At 60.3% G+C, this 19,475-nt stretch carries 14 protein-coding genes; 8 read left to right on the forward strand and 6 right to left on the reverse strand.

All coding sequences use genetic code 11. The features are described from left to right. Nucleotides 1–101: 101 nt before the first annotated feature. Both MKS85_RS06820 and MKS85_RS06825 read left to right on the forward strand, forming a co-directional pair. Nucleotides 102–857 carry a spermidine synthase gene (locus MKS85_RS06820; RefSeq protein WP_047226367.1) on the forward strand — a complete coding sequence of 252 codons (756 nt, stop codon included), beginning with the start codon at nt 102–104 and terminating at the stop codon, nt 855–857. Nucleotides 858–1,195: 338 nt separating this feature from the next. Beyond that, nucleotides 1,196–2,869, forward strand: a complete 1,674-nt coding sequence (locus MKS85_RS06825; protein WP_047226368.1) for a DEAD/DEAH box helicase — start codon at nt 1,196–1,198, stop codon at nt 2,867–2,869. A gap of 184 nt (nt 2,870–3,053) precedes the next feature. Here MKS85_RS06825 and MKS85_RS06830 read toward each other — a convergent pair whose 3' ends face one another. Continuing rightward, nucleotides 3,054–3,821: a class III extradiol ring-cleavage dioxygenase gene (locus MKS85_RS06830; protein WP_047226369.1), complete on the reverse strand. Its 768-nt coding sequence runs from the start codon at nt 3,819–3,821 to the stop codon at nt 3,054–3,056. Between the two features lie 104 nt (nt 3,822–3,925). Here MKS85_RS06830 and MKS85_RS06835 point away from each other — a divergent pair, with 104 nt between their 5' ends. Then, nucleotides 3,926–4,579 (forward strand): thiopurine S-methyltransferase, encoded by a 654-nt coding sequence (locus MKS85_RS06835; RefSeq protein WP_188251187.1) that lies wholly within the window; start codon nt 3,926–3,928, stop codon nt 4,577–4,579. A gap of 194 nt (nt 4,580–4,773) precedes the next feature. Here MKS85_RS06835 and htpX read toward each other — a convergent pair whose 3' ends face one another. Both htpX and MKS85_RS06845 read right to left on the reverse strand, forming a co-directional pair. Then, on the reverse strand, nt 4,774–5,661 hold the full coding sequence (gene htpX / locus MKS85_RS06840; protein ID WP_047226371.1) for a protease HtpX: 888 nt from the start codon (nt 5,659–5,661) through the stop codon (nt 4,774–4,776). Nucleotides 5,662–5,960: 299 nt separating this feature from the next. After that, nucleotides 5,961–7,172 carry a pyridoxal phosphate-dependent aminotransferase gene (locus MKS85_RS06845; protein ID WP_047226372.1) on the reverse strand — a complete coding sequence of 404 codons (1,212 nt, stop codon included), beginning with the start codon at nt 7,170–7,172 and terminating at the stop codon, nt 5,961–5,963. A 220-nt stretch (nt 7,173–7,392) separates the two neighbouring features. Between MKS85_RS06845 and msrB the strand changes: the two genes are divergently transcribed. The 3 genes from msrB (at nt 7,393) to MKS85_RS06860 (ending at nt 8,917) form a co-directional block, all read left to right on the forward strand. Further along, nucleotides 7,393–7,788, forward strand: a complete 396-nt coding sequence (gene msrB, locus MKS85_RS06850; RefSeq protein ID WP_047226373.1) for a peptide-methionine (R)-S-oxide reductase MsrB — start codon at nt 7,393–7,395, stop codon at nt 7,786–7,788. Nucleotides 7,789–7,973: 185 nt separating this feature from the next. Beyond that, the gene (locus MKS85_RS06855) at nt 7,974–8,459 is read left to right on the forward strand and encodes a glutathione peroxidase (protein WP_047226374.1); all 486 of its coding nucleotides are present in this window, start codon (nt 7,974–7,976) and stop codon (nt 8,457–8,459) included. Continuing rightward, nucleotides 8,456–8,917, forward strand: coding sequence for a MarR family winged helix-turn-helix transcriptional regulator (locus tag MKS85_RS06860; RefSeq protein WP_188251188.1), 462 nt, complete (start codon nt 8,456–8,458; stop codon nt 8,915–8,917). The genes MKS85_RS06855 and MKS85_RS06860 overlap by 4 nt, the downstream gene beginning before the upstream one ends. Here the strand turns inward: MKS85_RS06860 and MKS85_RS06865 are convergent. Beyond that, nucleotides 8,901–11,222, reverse strand: coding sequence for a response regulator (locus tag MKS85_RS06865; RefSeq protein ID WP_076385708.1), 2,322 nt, complete (start codon nt 11,220–11,222; stop codon nt 8,901–8,903). The two genes, MKS85_RS06860 and MKS85_RS06865, sit on opposite strands and share 17 nt — an antisense overlap. A 163-nt stretch (nt 11,223–11,385) precedes the next feature. On the opposite strand from MKS85_RS06865, the gene MKS85_RS06870 reads away from it, so the two are divergent. Then, the gene (locus tag MKS85_RS06870; RefSeq protein ID WP_047226377.1) at nt 11,386–12,276 is read left to right on the forward strand and encodes an ATP-binding protein; all 891 of its coding nucleotides are present in this window, start codon (nt 11,386–11,388) and stop codon (nt 12,274–12,276) included. Continuing rightward, on the forward strand, nt 12,273–12,755 hold the full coding sequence (locus tag MKS85_RS06875) for a GAF domain-containing protein (RefSeq protein ID WP_047226378.1): 483 nt from the start codon (nt 12,273–12,275) through the stop codon (nt 12,753–12,755). Before MKS85_RS06870 ends, MKS85_RS06875 begins: the two co-directional genes overlap by 4 nt. A 69-nt stretch (nt 12,756–12,824) precedes the next feature. On the opposite strand, the gene MKS85_RS06880 is transcribed toward MKS85_RS06875, so the two are convergent. Together MKS85_RS06880 and MKS85_RS06885 are read right to left on the reverse strand one after the other, a co-directional pair. Further along, complete coding sequence (locus tag MKS85_RS06880) at nt 12,825–15,773, reverse strand: HD domain-containing phosphohydrolase (RefSeq protein ID WP_107322175.1); 2,949 nt, start codon at nt 15,771–15,773, stop codon at nt 12,825–12,827. Between the two features lie 117 nt (nt 15,774–15,890). Continuing rightward, entirely contained in the window at nt 15,891–19,448 is a 3,558-nt protein-coding gene (locus MKS85_RS06885) for a transporter substrate-binding domain-containing protein (RefSeq protein ID WP_223194396.1), read from the reverse strand. Between the last annotated feature and the right edge of the window lie 27 nt (nt 19,449–19,475).

A 19,475-nucleotide genomic window follows, 5' to 3' on the forward strand; every position in this document is an offset into this window, starting at 1 on the left:
TGTTATCAGCAAATTAGTGCGTGACCTGTTTGCGTCGCTTCGCGGACAATCGCGCTTTTGCCCCGGTTATGTTCAGGGTCAGCGCAGCCACAGGAGATGAAATGACAGAGGAGCGCGTCGAGCATTTGCTCGCCGAAGTGCATGACGAGTTCGGTGTTATCCGGGTTCTCGAAGTGGCGGACTACCGTTTTCTGGAATTTGGCGATGCCATCGAACAGAGCTGCGTGTTCACGGCCGACCCGAGCTGGCTCGAATATGATTACACCCGCGCCATGTTGATTGGCGCGTTGTGCCACGAGCAGCCGGAAAGCGCGCTGTTTCTTGGGCTGGGCGCCGGGACGCTGACCCAGGCTTGCCTCAAGTTTCTGCCGCTGGAAGATGTCGAAGCCATCGAACTGCGCCCCGATGTGCCGCGCCTGGCCATCCAATACCTGGGGCTGGACGACGATCCGCGGCTGTACATCCGCGTCGGCGATGCCCTGGAGCTGCTTGAAACCGCCGAGCCTGCGGATTTGATCTTTGTCGACCTCTATACCGACGTCGGCCCTGGCGTCGGGCACCTGGCCTGGGGTTTTCTGGAGAACTGCCAGAAACGCCTCAACCCCGGCGGCTGGCTGGTGATCAACCAATGGGCCACCGACGACGGCAAGCCATTGGGCGCGGCGCTGCTGCGCGGCTTGTACCACCGGCATTACTGGGAGCTGCCGGTTAAAGAAGGCAATGTCATCCTGATCGTGCCGGCGGATCTGGATCAGGAACTGGACATGCAAGGACTGGTCGCCCGGGCCGAAGGGCTGGCGCCGCGGCTGGGTTATTCGTTGCAGTCGTTGATCAAGGCCATTCGTCCGGCGACTTGATAGGCAAGCTGTCGGAAGGTAAATCGTTTAAGCCGGCTGTCCCGACGCCCACGACAGCCAGTCCCATAACCGGATTTGGCAATAAAAAATCTCCCTTTTCGGGCGATTTCCGGTATAGTGCGCGCCGGCCTTTAGCCGGGCCGCGTCAAGGTAGCGCAATTCCCCGAAGCCAGCTTCGGTTGCATGTCCGCACAACGGATGCTTCCACGACGTTCTTTTTCATTCATTCGTTTTCGCAAATCCCCGCCGACAAAGCAGCCAGGGCGACTCTTGAGTCTCAACACGGCATGCGCAGCTTTGGAGCATGGGTCTTTGCGGATGCACTTAGAGGCAGACCCATGACCCAGGAAACCGGCGGCTTCGTCGCTTTTAATCTTAATCCGAACATTCTTGCAGCCGTCATTGCGACTGGTTACGAAGAACCTTCGGCTATTCAGCAGCAATCGATCCCGATCATCATGGCCGGTCACGACATGATTGGTCAGGCACAAACCGGTACGGGTAAAACCGCCGCGTTCGCCCTGCCGATCCTGCATCGCATCGATCCTGCTAAGCGCGAACCGCAAGCCCTGATCCTGGCGCCAACTCGTGAGTTGGCGCTGCAAGTAGCAACCGCTTTTGAAACCTACTCCAAGCAGATGCCTGGTGTAACCGTTGTGGCTGTTTACGGCGGCGCTCCAATGGGCCCGCAACTCAAAGCCATCCGTAACGGCGCGCAGATTGTTGTCGCCACTCCGGGCCGTCTGTGCGACCACCTGCGTCGTGACGAAAAAGTCCTGGCCACCGTGAACCACCTGGTTCTCGATGAAGCCGACGAAATGCTCAAGCTGGGTTTCATGGATGACCTGGAAGTCATCTTCAAGGCCCTGCCAGCGACCCGTCAGACTGTATTGTTCTCGGCCACTCTGCCGCAGTCGATCCGCGCCATTGCCGAGCGCCACCTGCGCGATCCGCAACACGTAAAGATCCAGACCAAGACCCAGACCGTCACCGCGATCGAACAGGCTCACTTGTTGGTTCACGCCGACCAGAAGACCTCGGCCGTACTGAGCCTGCTGGAAGTCGAGGATTTCGACGCCCTGATCATGTTCGTACGTACCAAGCAAGCGACCCTGGACCTGGCCAGCGCCCTGGAAGCCAAAGGCTACAAAGCCGCTGCGCTGAACGGTGACATTGCCCAGAACCAGCGTGAGCGTGTGATCGACTCCCTCAAGGATGGCCGTCTGGACATCGTTGTGGCCACTGACGTTGCCGCCCGTGGCCTGGACGTTCCGCGCATCACCCACGTGTTCAACGTGGACATGCCGTACGATCCGGAATCCTACGTTCACCGTATCGGCCGTACTGGCCGTGCCGGTCGCGAAGGTCGTGCACTGCTGCTGGTCACCCCGCGTGAGCGCCGCATGCTGCAAGTGATCGAGCGTGTAACCGGTCAGAAGGTCGCCGAGGTTCGCCTGCCGGACGCCCAGGCAGTTCTCGATGCCCGCATCAAGAAGCTCACCAACAGCCTGTCGCCACTGGTGGCTGACGCCGAATCGACCCACGGTGATCTGCTCGATCGCCTGACCGCCGACATCGGTTGCACCCCACGTGCCCTGGCCGCTGCTCTGCTGCGCAAGGCCACCAATGGCCAGGCGCTGACCCTCGCTGCGATCGAGAAAGAACGTCCACTGGTGCCGAACAACGCACCGCGTGGCGATCGTCCAGAGCGTAGCGGTGATCGTCCGGACCGTGGTGATCGCGAGCGTCGTGCGCCGATCCCGCTGGCCGAAGGCCGTGCGCGCTGCCGTACTGCGCTGGGTGCCCGTGACGGCATCGCGGCCAAGAACCTGCTGGGCGCCATCCTCAACGAAGGCGGTCTGGCTCGTGAGGCCATCGGTCGCATCCAGGTACGTGACAGCTTCAGCCTGGTAGAGCTGCCGGAAGATGGTCTGGAGAAGTTGCTGACCAAACTGAAGGACACTCGTGTCGCCGGCAAGCAGCTTAAACTGCGTCGCTATCGCGAAGATTGATCCGCTCTCGGGCTGATTGATCGAACATAAAAAATCCCCGACTGGTTCGGGGATTTTTTTTGCCTGAAGCTGGGTGTCTTTTCAGGGCGAGCCCATCGCGAGCAGGCTCGCTCCCACAGTGGCACAGGTAAATGCAGTCAAATGTGGGAGCGAGCCTGCTCGCGATTGAACGCGACTCGGTTCATCAGTCAAACCGATAGATGTCCATCCCCAAAGCCCCCAGGGTGAACCCCTGATGGGCAACGCTGAATTCACCTCCCGCACCTCGGGCAAAATACAACGGCAACAAGTGCTCGTCACTGGGATGGCTGCGCACGGCGTGGGGTGCCTGGCGACGGTAATCATGCAGCGCGGCTTCGTCGTCCTCTGCCAATTTCTCCACCATCCAGTCACGAAAAGCCTTGGCCCAGGGCTCAATGCTTTCGGGGCCGGCGTTCCAGTCCAGGTCGCGCAGGTTATGGGTGATGCTGCCTGAGCCGATCAGCAACACGCCTTGCTGGCGCAGGCTCGCCAAGGCCCGGCCGACCTGGGTTTGCAGGGCCGGCCCTTGTCGGCTGGGCAGGGAGATCTGCACGACGGCAATCTCGGCCTTGGGGTACATCAAGGACAACGGCACCCACACGCCATGATCGGAGGGTCGCTCTGTGTCCAGGCGTGCCGGCAGGTGTGCGGCGTTGAGCAGGGCCGCCACTTGCCCCGCCAATTGTGGATCGCCCGGCGCCGGATATTGCACCTCGTACAGAGCCGGCGGGAAGCCGCCGAAGTCGTGCCAGGTTCGTGGATGCGGATTGGCGCTGACCAGCAGTTCACTGCTTTCCCAGTGCGCGGACACGATGACGATGGCTTTGGGTGTGGGCAGTTGCGCGGCGAGGCGAGCCAGTGCCGGGCCGCTGTCGCCGGGTTCCAGGGCCAGCATCGGTGAGCCATGGGAGATAAACAGGCTGGGCAGCATGAACGGACTCCTGAGCGTTAAGATGTCGCCATCTTCTGTCAGGTCTATGATCTAAATCTAATATAAGTTTTAGCCCGTTTTAATCGGTTTTTCTGGAGTGAGTGATGGAGCCTGAGTTTTGGCACAAGCGCTGGTCAACGAATCAGATCGGTTTTCATCTGCCAGAGGTGAATCCCTATCTGCAACGTTTCTGGTCGCAACTGGGGGTTGAGCAGGGCAGTCGGGTGCTGGTGCCCCTATGCGGGAAGACGCTCGACCTCTTGTGGCTTGCCCAACAGGGGTATTCGGTACTGGGGGTGGAGCTGTCGGAAAAAGCCGCCGCGGATTTCTTCCTTGAGCATCAGCTTGAGCCGAGCGTGAGTGAAGAGGGCGCATTCAAGGTGTTCCGTGCCGCTGACATTGAAATCCGCTGCGGTGACTTCTTTGCCCTGAGCCCGGAGGATGTGAGCGATTGCACGGCGCTGTACGATCGCGCTGCATTGATCGCCCTGCCTGGGCCGATGCGGGAGCGGTATGCGGCTCATCTGCAGAAGATTCTGCCGCAGTGTGTCGGATTGCTCATTACTCTGGATTACTCACAGGATGAAATGCCTGGCCCGCCGTTTTCCGTAGGGGATGGCGAAGTGCAGAGGCTGCTGGGCGAGGTCTGGCGGCTGGAGGTATTGCAGGAGCAGGATGTGCTGGGGGAAAGCTGGAAGTTCTTGCAGGCTGGGGTCAAAAGGCTGGATGAGCGGGTGTATCGGGTTTCCAGTCGTTGATGTGGCGTGCCCGCTGGCCTTATCGCAAGCAGGCTCGCTCCCACAGTTGATCCGTTGCGAACTGTGAATTGGCGCTCGCCGAAGACGCCCTGTGGGAGCGAGCCTGCTCGCGATGGGGCCAGACCAGGCAACTCATAAATCAGGCAGAAAAAAAGCCCGCATCGCTGCGGGCTTTTTCTTGAAGCTTGAACCTGTCAGCCGCGACGACGCAGTGCGTCGATACGCTCTTCCAGTGGCGGGTGACTCATGAACATGCGAGCCAGGCCTTGCTTGATGCCACCGTTGATGCCAAAGGCATTGAGGGTGTCGGGCATGTGTACCGGCAAACCTTGCTCGGCACGCAAGCGTTGCAGTGCGCCAATCATGGCGCTGGTGCCAGCCAGGCGTGCGCCGGCATCATCTGCGCGGAACTCACGTTTGCGCGAGAACCACATGACGATGGCGCTGGCGAGGATGCCCAGTACCAGCTCGGCGAAAATGGTCGCCACGTAGTAGGCGATGCCCTGGCCTTCTTCATTCTTGAAGATCACCTTGTCGACGAAGTTGCCGATGATGCGGGCAAAGAACATGACGAAGGTGTTCACGACGCCCTGGATCAGCGCCAGCGTCACCATGTCGCCGTTGGCGACGTGACCGATCTCATGGGCCAGCACAGCCTTGACTTCATCCGGCGAAAACCGCTCGAGCAAGCCCTGGCTGACGGCGACCAGCGCGTCGTTCTTGTTCCAGCCGGTGGCGAAGGCGTTGGCCTCGTAGGCTGGGAAGATGCCCACCTCCGGCATCTTGATGCCGGCTTCGCGTGACAACTGCTCGACGGTTTGCAGCAGCCATTGTTCGTGGCGAGTGCGCGGCTGAGTGATGATCTGGGTGCTGGTGCTCATCTTCGCCATCCACTTGGAGATGAACAGCGAGAACAGGGAACCGGCGAAACCGAACACCGCACAGAAGATCAGCAGCTGACTGAGGTTGAGGTCAACCCCGTTGGCCGCCATGAACCCGTTGAAGCCAAAAAGGCTCAGGGTGATGCTGGCAATCAGCACGACCGCCAGGTTAGTGGCCAAAAACAGCAGGATGCGCATCATGGTTGTGGAAATCTCCTCATGCTAAAGATGTAGCGTTATGCGGGGTATATAAGGTGCCGCCGCAGGCTATTCAACACGCCGACTATTTCAAACTGTGTCCTACACGCGTCGCAAATGTTTGAAAGACTTTTCTGAAAGTGACCGCGGAAAAGAAAAGGAGCGCCCGTACCCCGTGAACGTTGAGTCGCGCCGCGCACCGTCTGCCGCGCCTTCAGTGTAGAAGGCCTGCCGCAACGGGCGAAACGGATGTGTTGCTGAATCAAACAGCGTGCGAGTCGTCCCCTCGCACGCCACCTGGATTACTGGCGGTAGGACTTGAGGAAGTTGCCGATCCGGCCAATGGCCTGGTCCAGGTCGTCGACCCGGGGAAGGGTCACGACGCGGAAGTGATCCGGCCATGGCCAGTTGAACGCCGTGCCCTGGACCACCAGCAGCTTTTCGGACAGCAGGAGGTCGAGGACGAATTTTTCATCGTTGTGGATCGGGCAGACCTTCGGGTCGATCCGCGGAAAGGCGTACAACGCCCCCATTGGCTTGACGCAACTGACACCAGGAATGTCGTTGAGCAATTCCCAGGTACGGTTGCGTTGCTCCAGCAACCGGCCCTGGGGCAGGACCAGGTCGTTGATGCTCTGGTAGCCACCCAGCGCCGTCTGGATCGCGTGTTGGCTCGGTACGTTGGCACACAGGCGCATATTGGCCAGCATGTCGATGCCTTCGATGTAGCTCTGGGCGTGATGCTTGGGACCGGAAATAACGATCCAGCCGGAGCGGAAACCCGCCACCCGATAGGATTTGGACAGGCCGTTGAAGGTCAGGCACAACAGGTCCGGCGCCAGTGACGCGGTGCAGACGTGCACGGCATCGTCGTACAGGATCTTGTCGTAGATCTCGTCGGAAAACACCACCAGGTTATGCTGGCGAGCCAGTTCCAGCATGCCCAGCAGGACCTCCCTGGAGTACACCGCGCCAGTGGGGTTGTTCGGGTTGATGATCACCAGTGCCTTGGTGTTCGGGGTGATCTTGGCCTTGATGTCCGCCAGGTCGGGAAACCAGTTGGCCTGTTCATCGCACAGGTAATGCACCGGGTTGCCGCCCGACAGGCTCACGGCGGCGGTCCACAATGGGTAGTCCGGGGCCGGCACCAGCACCTCATCGCCGTTGTTGAGCAAGGCCTGCATCGACATCACGATCAGTTCGGACACGCCGTTGCCCAGGTAGATGTCTTCGATGCCGACACCTTCGACCTGTTTCTGCTGGTAGTACTGCATTACGGCCTTGCGGGCGCTGAACAGGCCCTTGGAGTCGCTGTAGCCCTGGGCGGTCGGCAGGTTGCGGATAACGTCCTGGAGGATTTCATCGGGCGCTTCGAAACCAAAGGGTGCCGGGTTGCCGATGTTCAGCTTGAGGATGCGATGGCCTTCCTCTTCCAGGCGTTTGGCGTGCTTGAGCACCGGGCCGCGAATGTCGTAGCAGACGTTGGCGAGCTTGTTCGATTTGCTGACCTGCATGGCGATGTGTTCCCGAAAATGAACGATCCAGGCGGCGAGTGAACTACCGTACTGGGGATCCTGCGTCTGTGCCCAGGCTTGACGCGGTACATGCGTGACAATCCGTTTGAATGCGCATGACGTGACTGCCAGACTGGCGCCTGACGAGGCGCAATCATACGTGCCGCCCGATCTGCGGAAAAGCGTCGGATCGGGCTTTTTCAATTGCCGAGGTAGGACGATGGAAAAGTTGCAGAAAACCCTTGAAGAATGGCGCGCCATGCTTGACCCGGAGCAGTACAACGTCTGTCGGTTGAAGGGCACCGAACGGCCATTCTCCGGTAAATACAACGACACCAAGACTGATGGTGTGTACCACTGCATCTGCTGCAACGAGCCATTGTTCGATTCGCAGACCAAATTCGATTCCGGTTGCGGCTGGCCCAGTTTCTACGCGCCGATCGAAGGCAGCGCAGTGGTGGAAGTGCGCGATGTCAGCCACGGCATGATCCGCACCGAAGTGGTCTGCGCCAAATGTGACGCGCACCTGGGCCACGTCTTCCCTGACGGCCCGCCACCCACGGGCTTGCGTTATTGCATCAATTCGGTGTGCCTGGATCTGGTGCCCCGAGGGTAACTCTGTGGGAGCAAAGCTTGCTCGCGATGAAGGCACCTCGATCTCTGAAAGACCGTGTCGCCTTCATCGCGGGCAAAGCCTGGCTCCCACAATCTGTGATGCGGGTATTTTTGGATAATTAAATTGCATGCAATTTAATTGCTCGCTATCTTCAGTGTCCTCTTCTTCCCATCTGGAGCCTTGCCATGAGCGACAACCTGCTGAGCATCCCGTGCACCACGATCAAGGGGGAGCAAAAGACCCTCGCCGATTTCGCCGGCAAGGCTGTGCTGGTGGTCAATACTGCCAGCCAGTGCGGTTTCACTCCCCAGTACAAGGGGCTTGAGGCGTTGTGGCAGACCTACAAGGACCAGGGCCTGGTGGTGCTGGGCTTTCCCTGCAATCAATTTGGCAAGCAGGAGCCGGGCAACGAGGGGGCAATTTCTGAGTTCTGCGAGCTGAACTTTGGTGTGAGTTTTCCGCTGTTCAAGAAAATCGAGGTCAACGGCGCCAATGCCCATCCGCTGTTTGTCCAGCTCAAGCAGCGGGCGCCCGGCGTACTGGGGTCCAAGGGCATCAAGTGGAATTTCACCAAGTTCTTGATCGGCAAGGACGGCCAGGTGGTCAAGCGGTTTGCGCCGACCACCAAACCCCAGGACCTGACCGGTGAGATCGAAGCCTTACTCAAATGAATGATCTGTCAGTCGATGCGCTGAAACTCGACAGCCAGTTGTGCTTCAAACTGTACGCCGCGTCGCGGGCGGTCATTCGTGGCTACAAGCCCATGCTCGATCAGCTCGGCCTGACTTATCCGCAATACCTGGCGATGCTGGTGCTGTGGGAGTGGCAGATAAATGCGCCGGAACAACCCACGGTCAAGGCTCTGGGTGAACGGCTACTGCTGGATTCGGGCACGCTGACGCCGTTGCTCAAGCGCCTGGAACAACTGAGCCTGGTTCAGCGCCAGCGTTCGGCCCGCGATGAGCGGGAGGTGCATCTGAGCCTTACGCAAACCGGCTGGGAATTGCGTGAGCAGGTCGGTCCGCTCAAGGCCCGCCTGTTATGCGACAGTGGGCTTGACCTGGACCGCCTGGGAGAGTTGCGAGACGGTCTCGATCATCTGTTGGGGCAGATCAAAGCGCTGACGTAAGCGGCACCCACTGGTCCAGTAACGCCGCCAGCTCTTCGCGCCGAAACGGCTTGGACAGGTAATCGTTCATGCCGGCGGCCCGGCATCGCTCACGTTCCTCAGGCATGGCGTTGGCTGTCAGTGCGACAATCGGCAGATCCGGCCAGCGCCCGCTGCGACGGATCTGGCGACTGGCTTCGTAACCGTCCATGACCGGCATGTTGCAATCCATCAGGACCAAATTGAAATCCCTCTGTTCGAGCAGGTCCAGGGCTTCGGCGCCATGGGCCGCGACGATGACTTCGCAACCGAGCTTCACCAGCATGCCCTTGGCCACCAGTTGGTTGACCGGATTGTCTTCCACCAGCAACACCCGCCCGCGTTTGGACGGCGCCAGGGTTTCGATCTGAGCGTCATTGATGGTGGTGGCGTCGCTTTGCAAGGCGCGACGCAGGATCTGATAGAGGGCATGGCGCGCCAGGGGCCGGGCCTGCTGTAACAAGGGGGCGAGGGCGGCGGCTTCTTCGCTGGGCAGAAAACTGCCATATGCGGTGACCAGCAGGATGGGCGCGTCGAAGGTGGGACGCATAGTGAACAGGCATTCCGGGCAGTCGGTAATCAGGACATCAGGCTTGAGGCCCAGCAATCCGTCATCCACCGAACGTCTTTCATAGTCCAGCCCCCAGCCGGGCAATAGCATGTTGAGCAATTCGGCCAGGCCGCTGCTGCGGTCGGTGATGGCCACAATATTGCCGCGCAAGGGCTCGACGGGCGTCGCCGGGGTATGGCAGGGCAGGGGCAGGTCAGCGCAGAACTGGCTGCCGAAACCGGCCTCGGAGGTGATCGTCAACTGGCCTTGCATGGCTTCACAGAGGTTGTAGGTCAGCGCCAGGCCCAGCCCGGTGCCACCGAATTGGCGGGTAATGCCAACACCGGCCTGGGTGAACGGCTGGAGAATTCGTGCTTGGGCTTCCTGGGGGATGCCGATGCCGGTGTCACAGATCTCGATTCGCACGCCGTCTTCATGTGGACTCAAACGTACGTCGACCCGGCCGAAGCGAGTGAATTTCAGCGCATTGGACAGCAGGTTGCTGACGATCTGGCGCACCCGGGTAGGGTCACCCAGGACCTGTGCTGGAAGCGCCGGGTCGATCAGGCAGGCTAGCTCGACGCTGGGAGCTGCGTTCTGGGAAAGCAGGTTGGCGGTGTCTTCGACCAGCGAGCCAAGGTCGAACGGGATGCGTTCGAGTTCCAGTTGACCGGCGTCGAATTTCGACAGATCAAGGATATCGTTGAGCAGTTCAACCAGCACCTTGCCCGAGTCATGGGCGATCGATAGCTGTTGCTGTTGTTCGGCCGTCAGGGGGCCATCCAGTGACAGCGCGATCATTCCCAACAGACCGTTGAGCGGCGTGCGGATCTCATGGCTCATGTTGGCCAGAAAGACGGAGCGGGCTTCGGCCATATCCAGGGCGGTGCGCCGGGCCACTTCCAACTCCTCGTTGGACTGGCTGAGGCGGGCATTGATGGCTTTGAGTTCGGCGGTACGGGCCGAGACAATGTTTTCCAACTGCGCCAGGTAATCGGTGAGGCGATTTTCGGCCGTGCGCCGTTGCTGGATCTCGGTGGCGATATTTTCGAACTGCTGGTTGGCCACCGAGACCAGTACACCGATCTCGTCCTGCTGGTGGCCGGAGGGGCATTCCAGACGACTCTGCTCGCCGCTACTGGGATCGCGGCTGCTCAGTTCGCGGATGACCCGAACCAGCGGCTTGGTCAGCATCACATAAAACAACGCCAGCAGCAGACCGGTCAGGATCAGGCTGCGGGCGAAACCATTGAGCAGCGTCACTTCGGCCCGGCGCAGGAACCGGCTGCCGAAAGCATAGGTGTCGACCTCCAGCCGCAGCACGCCCAGGGACTCGGCCGGCAGGTGGTCCAGATAGAGGCGGTCTTCGAACTGGCGCTGGGCACCGAAGAGAAAGTCGCTGATGAACCGGTAACTGCTCTGCAGTTCGGGGCGTTTGACGCTGGCCAGCACGGTGTTGTTGTTATCGATCAGTTGGGCACCGATGATGGCCGGTGAGCGCAACAGGCCCAAGGACAGCTCCTGGGCGAGTTCGGCATCGATGTTATAGGCGATACGCGATGCCGGGTTGTGGCTGATTTCCAGCAGCGACAGGATTTCACGGTTGATCGACGCGTCTTCGCTGGCATAATCGATGCCGATCTGCATCAGGCTGAGCAAAGTACCCAGCACGAAACCCACCAGAACGGTCAGCCGGGCCTGCTTGTAGGACAGCCGTTGGGTGAATCTGATGTCCATGGAATGATGAACCACTTACGTTTCCCTTCGCCGCTCAAGCATAGCTGATCATCTCTGAATACCGATGCAGCCGGTTTATGTTGTGTGGGATAGACCCGCCATTGGGTACGGCGTTTCGTCGCTGTAGCGCCATCATCACTGTGAACCTGTCCGAGGAGAAGACATGGACTCTCGATTGAATGCTTTTCTTGAGCGTGCCGATGCGGTGCTGGCTCGCATAGAGCCCTTGTTGCCTGCTCCACGGCCGGCTATCGATTGGACCCGAACGCTGGCGGCCCGTTGGCAGCGCGACGGGCGCAGTGGTTACCTGCTGCCGCTTGAAGTCAGCCTCGACATGCGCCTGTCGGACCTGATTGGCGTGGATCGTCAGGTTGAACAGCTGGGTCGCAACACCCGCCAGTTCATCGATGGCATGCCGGCCAACCATGCGTTGCTGTGGGGCTCGCGTGGCACTGGCAAGTCGTCTCTGGTGCGCGCGTTGCTGGCCGAACATGCCCAGCATGGCTTGCGGTTGATCGAGATCGAGCGCGATCACCTGGCCGATCTGCCGCGGGTGGTCGAACAAATCGCAAAGCTGCCGCAGCGCTTTGTGCTGTTCTGCGATGACCTGTCGTTCGAGTCCGGGGAGGGCGATTACCGCGTTCTTAAAAGCGTGTTGGACGGGTCTCTGGAACAGGCGCCGGACAACGTGCTGTTGTACGCCACCTCCAACCGCCGTCACCTGGTGCCGGAAAAGGAAAGCGACAACGAGAACTGGAAGCGGGTCGATGGCGAGCTTCACCCCAGCGAGGCCGTGGAGGACAAGATCGCCCTGTCTGACCGTTTCGGGTTGTGGCTGTCGTTTTATCCGTTTACCCAGGAGCATTTCCTCAACGTGGTGGAGCACTGGATCGGCGAGCTGGCGGCCAAGGCCGGGCTGGCCTGGCAGCGTGATGAAGCGCTGGATGTGCAGGCAGTGCGTTGGGCCACCGGGCGCGGCAACCGCAACGGACGTTGCGCTTATCAGTTTGCCCGATATTGGGTGGGCCTCAAACTTCTGGAGAATAAGGCATGATCGATTTGAAAGGCACGGGCGAAGGTCTCGACGGCTATGGCTTGTTAGCGGCACAGCTTGAGTCCTTGCTGGCCGATGAGCGGGACTTCATCGCCAATGCCGCGCAGTTTTCGGCCTTTCTGTTCAGTCAGTTGGACGACTTGAACTGGGCCGGCTTTTACCTCAATCGCAACGAAGAACTGGTGCTGGGCCCATTCCAGGGGCAGATCGCCTGCGTGCGAATTCCCTTTGGCCGTGGTGTGTGCGGGACAGCGGCGGCGACCCGCCAGACTCAGCGTGTTGAAGACGTCCATGCCTTTGCCGGGCATATCGCCTGCGACAGCGCGTCGAACAGCGAACTGGTGGTGCCGCTGGTCAAGGGCGGGCGCCTGATCGGCGTGCTCGACCTGGACAGTCCGAAACTGGCACGTTTTACCGAGCATGACCGGGCCGGTATCGAGCAACTGGCCGATATCTTCCTGCGCCTGACAGACTGCTGACCCGCTTGCCGTAGCAGTTGGCCAAAGCTCGGACCGCGTTCGGCTCGGCAGCGCCTACAACGGCGGCTTTCATGCCTTCAGTCCAGCCTTGTCCAACAGGCTGTCCGGGTCGACCTCATCGATCTGGCGCGGATCGAGAAACTGGTTGGCGTAGCTCAGGTAGATCTTTTCATCGATGAACAGCCCGAACAGCTCTGGATCGATGTGGGCGTCACGGCACATGGTGGCCATGATGCCCAGGGCTTCACTCAGTTTCTTGGCCTTCTTGTAAGGACGATCGGCAGCCGTCAGTGCTTCGAAAATGTCCGCAATCGCCATCATGCGTGCCGGCAGGCTCATCTCCTCGCGTTTGAGCCGCTTGGGATATCCCGTGCCGTCCATCTTCTCGTGATGCCCGCCAGCGATCTCCGCCACGTTGCCCAAATGGCTGGGAAAGGGTAACTGGCTGAGCATCAGGATTGTTTGCACCATGTGATGGTTGATGACGTAACGCTCTTCACGCGTCAGCGTGCCTCGTTTGATGCTGAGGTTGTAAAGCTCGCCGCGGTTGTACTTCCAGGGCGGCACGTCGAGCTGGAACCCCCACGGGTTGTCTGTCGGGATCAGCTCGGCTTCGTGCCGCTCCAGCAGGTGCTCGGGCTTGTCCGCCAACAACCGTTCAGTGACTGGAAGCGCAGGCTTGGGCGTGCGTGCCTGGCGCCGGTTCTCTTCCCAGGAAACCCCCAGGCGGTCATCCAGGGTCCGGGTCCAGGGGCGTTGGGCGATATCTTGCAAACGTTGCAGGTCGGCGTCGGCCATGGCCTCGGAGCCGAGGTTGCAGCGGGCGACGAAAGCAAAGTCGTCATCGAGGCTGGCCAGTGTGGCGTCGCGTCGCTGGGCCAGGGATGACGGCTCGCCACCCGTTGCCAGGGCCTGCCAATAATCGACCCAGGCGTCGCGCTTGAGCACCTCGAAGCGCGTGCGGATCTCGTGGATCCGGTCGTTCAGGGTTTCCAGTTTGGTGGCTTTGTCGACCACGTATTCGGGGGTGGTGACCTTGCCGCAATCGTGCAGCCAGGCGGCGATGTGCAGCGCTTCCCACTCATCTTCCGTGGGACGGTAGGCCTGGAATGCCGACGCCTGGCTGGCAGCGGCGGCCTGGGCGAGCATCAGCGTCAGGGCTGGCACCCGCTGGCAATGACCGCCGGTGTAAGGACTCTTGGCATCGATCGCCCCAGCCAGCAGTTGAATGAACGAATCGAGCAGTTGTTTTTGCCGGGCTTGCAGGCGCTGGCCTTCAATGCTCACGGTGGCGGCGCCGGACACGGCCTGCAGGAAGGCGATGCGGTCTGGCTGCAGTTTTTCCAGGTCGGCTTCGGTGCCGCTGTCGGTTATCAGCAACACCAGAACCCCGACGGTTTCCTGGTGACGATTGCGCAGGCGGATGCCGATCAGGTGAACCCGTGGCGCATCCAGTGCCAGCAGGACACTCTTGAGGTCGCCGACCTGCTCGAAGCCCAACGAGGTGACGAGGTTGTCCGAGGCGTCCAGTTGCTGCAGCCATGGCGGGCTGTCCTGTGCCTTGAGCGCATGACCTTGCAAGCCGAAGGCAGCAAGGTCCCGAGGCCTTCCATCGATGACCAACCCATAGGGCCTGACCTGATCGTCATCGTTCTCGCGCAGGTAAATCAGGCCGGCCTGGGCCTGGCCGATTTTCACTGTTTCGAACAGCACCCGCTCCAGCAACGGGGCAAAGCGGGTTTCGGCGCGCAGACTGGCGGTGATTTCGAAGAAGCTTGCCAGGGTCTCTTTCATTCGCGCCATCGAGACGCCCAACTGATCGACCTCCAGCACGGGGGAGCGACGGGACACCGGGTAGTTGAAATCGAAGCTGCGAATGGCGTCCGCCTCCTGCACCAGTGCGCGCAGGGGCTTGACCAGAATCCTGGAGGTCAACCAGCCCAGGGGCAGGCACAGGAGCAGAGTGGCGAGGGTAATCAGCGCGCCTTGCCAGCGCATGCGATAGGCATCGGCCAGCAACTCATCCTCAGGGACCAGCAACGCCAGTTCCAGGCCCTGCGGCCCGCCTTCCTGCATGTGGCTGCGCGAAACGATCCATTGGCGTCCACCAGCCTCCAGGCGTGGGGTGTCGGTGTTGTCGTCGAGTGCGGCGGCGATGGCCGGGCTGAGGTCGCGTGCCTTGATCAGGCGTGCCGACTGGATGTCGGTGATCAGCCGATGACTGTCGGGGTAGGCGACTGTATTGCCCTGGGGGTCGAGCAGCACAATTTCGGTGCCGGCGGTCACCCTGTGCTTGGCCAGGGTCTGGGACAGGGACGCCAGGGTCAGGTCGGCAGCGATGACCGCCTGTTCGCCACTGCGCCGGGCGAGGGTGGTGCCCAGGTTTTGGGTGGAGAAGAATACGTAGGGTTCGGTGGTGATTTGCTCGGCGCTTCCCAGCGCGCTGCGAAACCAGCCTCGGTTGCGTGGATCGTAGGATTCGTCGGCAATGTCCTGACGGCTGACGAGCGTCAGGCTCTGGTCGTAGAACAGCGACTGGGCACGAACCTGGCCGGGGGTAGCTGTCCTATCCACGGTCCAGACCTGGTAGGCCGCGTTGGCCGGTGCTTTCAGCGCGGTCTTCAGGGCTTCGGTACGCAAGGGACGGACCATCAGGAAGTCGCCATTGCTGTCGCCCAGGTACAGCGACGCCAGGTTCGGGTTGTCCCGCAGCGCCTGGCTGAAGGGGGCGAGCAGGGCCAGGCGCTGAGCGATCCTGGGTTCACGTGTCGCCGGGTAATCGGCTAGCAGGCCCAACAGGTGGCGGATGGGTTCATAGGTGTCATACAAATCCAGGCGTACGTCCTGCTCGATGCGGTTGAACAGTTTTTCACTGCTGGACAGGATGATTTGTGTGGTTTGGTGATAGTTGAAAATGCCTAGCACCACACCGGTCAGCAGCAGGAGCAACGTAAACATCACGCTGATGTGTACGTGCAAGGGGAACCGGCGTTGTTGCGGACGCGGTGCGCTGGGCATTGCAGTCACTCCAAGTGTTGATGGGCGTTCCCAACTCATTCCCTGCCGCGCCGGGGGAAACCAATCGAGAACGCCCCTGGTGCGCACTGCTGAGCGATCAGCATAGTAAACGCTGGATTATTTTGCCTTGGCGATCTCTGTTTCCAGGGCGCGCTCCAGTTCGGTCATGGCCTGGTCGAGCGCCTCGGTACATTCGCCAATGGGTTGCGCACCCTGTGCCTGGTGGCAGGCGTGTTCCAGCGCCTCACATCTTTGTATCAACGAGGTCGCCTGCACGATTCGGGCGACGCCTTTTATTTTGTGCGCGGCCTCGGTCAGTGCCTGTCGGTCCCCACTGCGGGCAATATCGAGCAACTCCCGGCGGTCCGAGCGATTGCTGCTGAGCAGTTCTTCCAACAGGCGCCGGATGGACAAGGGGTTGCCACCGGTCAAGGTCTGCAGGCTTTGCACATTGAAAGCCTTGGGCCGGCTGGTGGATCTGACTGTTTTCATCCATTGGCTCAGGGCGCTCAGGCTGATCGGTTTGAACAGGCAGTCGTCCATTCCGGCGTCCCGGCAGCGTTGTTTTTCCTCCGGTTGTGCGTTGGCGGTAAACCCCAGGATGGTGCAGCGCGGCAGTTCGCGTTCGCACTCATGGCGACGAATCGAACTGGCCAGTTCGTAGCCACTCATGATGGGCATGTTGCAATCGGCGATGACCAGGTCGAAATCCCCTTCATGCCAGGCTTTGAGTCCTTGTGCGCCATCATGGGCGACCTGATGGTGATGACCCAGGTACTCCAGTTGTTGCGACATCAACAAGCGATTGGCCGGATGGTCATCCACGACCAGAACGCTCAAGGCGGCCGTGGCCGTTTCAACGACAGGTTCCGGGGGCACGCAAACCGTGGTGGTCGGCAGGGTAGTCAGTTGCAGTGAAATCTGGACCCGGGTGCCGATGCCCGGCTCACTGCTCATGTGCAGACTGCCGCCCATCATCTGACACAGGTTGCGACTGATCACCAGGCCAAGTCCTGCGCCCGTTCGCGCCATCCGGCCGGTGTTGTCGACCTGGGAAAACGGCTCGAACAGACGTTGCAGGTCTGCCGCACTGATGCCGATGCCGCTGTCGCTGACCTCCAGTTGCATGTGCAGGGTGTCATCCGGGGCGGCCGGAGACAGTTGGACCTTGATTTGAACTTGACCCTGTTCGGTAAATTTGAGGGCATTGCTGATCAGGTTCGAGAGCACCTGTTTGAATCGCAAGGGATCTATCAGGACGTCCGGGTTGCCTTCGGCCGGGTCGAACAGCAGCGACAATGCCAGGTTCTTCTGTCGAGCAACGCCTTCGAAAACCCGTATGACCGATTGCAGCAAGGCCCTGAGATTGACCCGCTCGGGCGCCAGGCTCAGGTGACCTGACTCGATCCGTGCAATGTCCAGGATGTCGCCGATCAGCTCGAGCATGCCGGAAGCCGATTCGTACGCCACTTCTATGGTCGAACGGTCCAGATGGCCCTTGTCGGCATGTTTCAAAGCCAGCTCCAGCATGCCGATCACCGCGTTCATGGGGGTGCGGATCTCATGGCTCATGGTCGCCAGGAACGTGCTTTTGGCGCGGTTCGCATTATCGGCCCGCTCCTTGGCGGCGCGCAGTTCGTCGAACAATTGGCGTCGTTCGCTGATGTCGATCCAGCCGCCAATGATGCCCTGTACTTCGGCGTTTGAGTTGCGATAGGGGAGAATCCAATGGTAGATGGTCAGCTTGTCAGCCCCGATATGTAACGGGCGATCCAGGACCAGCGGAGTGCCTTCGGCCATGACCCGCTGATAGTCCGCCTGGTACTCCTGCGCTTCGAAAGCATTGCTCATGGACCCAGGCATGACGTTCTTGCCGATGACCTCTTCGCGTTTCACGTTGAACGTCTGCAAGTAACTGTCATTGCAACTTTGCAGGAAACCGTTGCGATCTCTGACGTAGATCGGGTGGGGGGTGCCGTTGAGCAGCGAGTGCATGAACTCAAGCTGGTCATTGAGGGCCAGCTCCGCCCGTTGACGTTGCCTGATCTGGCGCTGCATGTAGGCATTCCATGCCAGCGACAGCAGCAACAAGAGGCCGACGCCGGCGACGATCTGGAAAAACAGGCGGTTATAGGTGCGCCACGCGTGTTCCGATGCCGACACGTAACCTCGCCAACGATTATTGATCACGCCCAGTTCGTCCGGGTCGATGCTGGTGAGGGCTTTGTCGAGAATGGAGTTCAGCTCCACGGCGTCTTTGGCAGTGGCCAACGAGAACATGGCCTGGCGGGTTCCTACGGTGCTGCTGATTTGCAAGGTGTCTCGCAACGAGTGCGACGAGATGAAGTAATTGGCCATGACCAGAGAGTTCACGCTGCCGTCGATCTGGCCCTTGGCGAGCATTTCAACGGCATGGAGAGGGTCGTCGGTTTCGATGATCTTGATGTCCGGATACTGGCTGCGTAGCCATTCAATGACCGGATTGCCTTGAGTGATGGCCAGGCTTCGGTCGCCGAACTGGTCGAGGGTTGCCGGGGTGTCGGCTTGCTTGCGGGTCAGCAGGACGAATGAGCTGTCGACGTAGGGGCGGCTGAACTTCAACTGTTGCTGCCGCGCGCTGCTCGGCAAAAGCGCTGCAATCATGTCGGCCTGACCGTTCAGGACCGCGGCAATCATTTCGCTGTCATTCTGAGTGCGTTGGATCTCCAGGCGGATGCCGGTGCGCAACCGGATCAGCTCCAGCAGGTCGGCACTGATGCCGCGAAAGTCACCATCGGAGTCGAAAAAAGTGAAGGGCGCCGCGGTTTCGTTGACCACGACTCGCACCACCGGGTGCCGTGCCAGCCAGCGTTGCTCCCGGGCGGTCAGTTGTATCTTGTGTTCCGTGAGATACAAGTCGCTGCCAGCGCTCCAGCGTTTGGAAATGGCCGCTTGCTCGGTGATGGAAATCTGGTTCAGCGTGGCATTGATGGCCTCCAGCAGCCGGGTATCGTGACTTCGAACCGCGAAACCGAATCCATAGGACTCATGCTTGCCGAAGCTGGCCATGCGGATGTTGCTCAGGTAACCCTTGCTGATCATGTAGTGGGTGGAAATGGTATCGCCGAGAAAGACATCCGCCTGGCCGAAAGCGACGGCGTTTATGGCGTTCTGGTAGGAGGGGTAGGTGCTGATGATTGCCTTGGGGTAAAGCTTTTCGATTTCCCGCAGCGGCAGGTAGTGATAAACCATGCTCAGCCGCAATCCCTGGAGATCTTCGGTCAGGGAACGGCTTTCATTCGTCCGGGTGACGAGAACGGGCTGGTCCACTGCATAAGGGGTCGATAGCACAATGCCGGGGGTGCGCGCTTCGAAACCATTGGCGGTGCCGAGCAGGTCGATTTTTCCATTCTTGAGGGCCGCAATGGCCTCGTCCCGGGAAGCGAAACGCAAAACCCGCATTGGCAGACCGATCGCCCTGGCGATGACGCCGGCGTAGTCGGCAGTCATGCCCTCGTAGTCTTGCCCGCTGGTGGACAGATCGAAGGGCGGATAATCAGGGGCAGACGTTCCCAGTACCAATTCCTGCCGGTCCTGTAACAGGCTACGGTGAGCGTCATCCAGCAGGACCTCGACATGAGCCGCCGTCGAACGACCCAAAAGCGTGTAGTGCTCGGGCGTGCCCGGCGTCGCCATGAGGACGTGCGCATATAACCCCGCGCT

Origin of the sequence: Pseudomonas sp. JL2, assembly GCF_031570495.1 — a bacterium.
GTDB classification, from domain to species: domain Bacteria; phylum Pseudomonadota; class Gammaproteobacteria; order Pseudomonadales; family Pseudomonadaceae; genus Aquipseudomonas; species Aquipseudomonas rhizophila.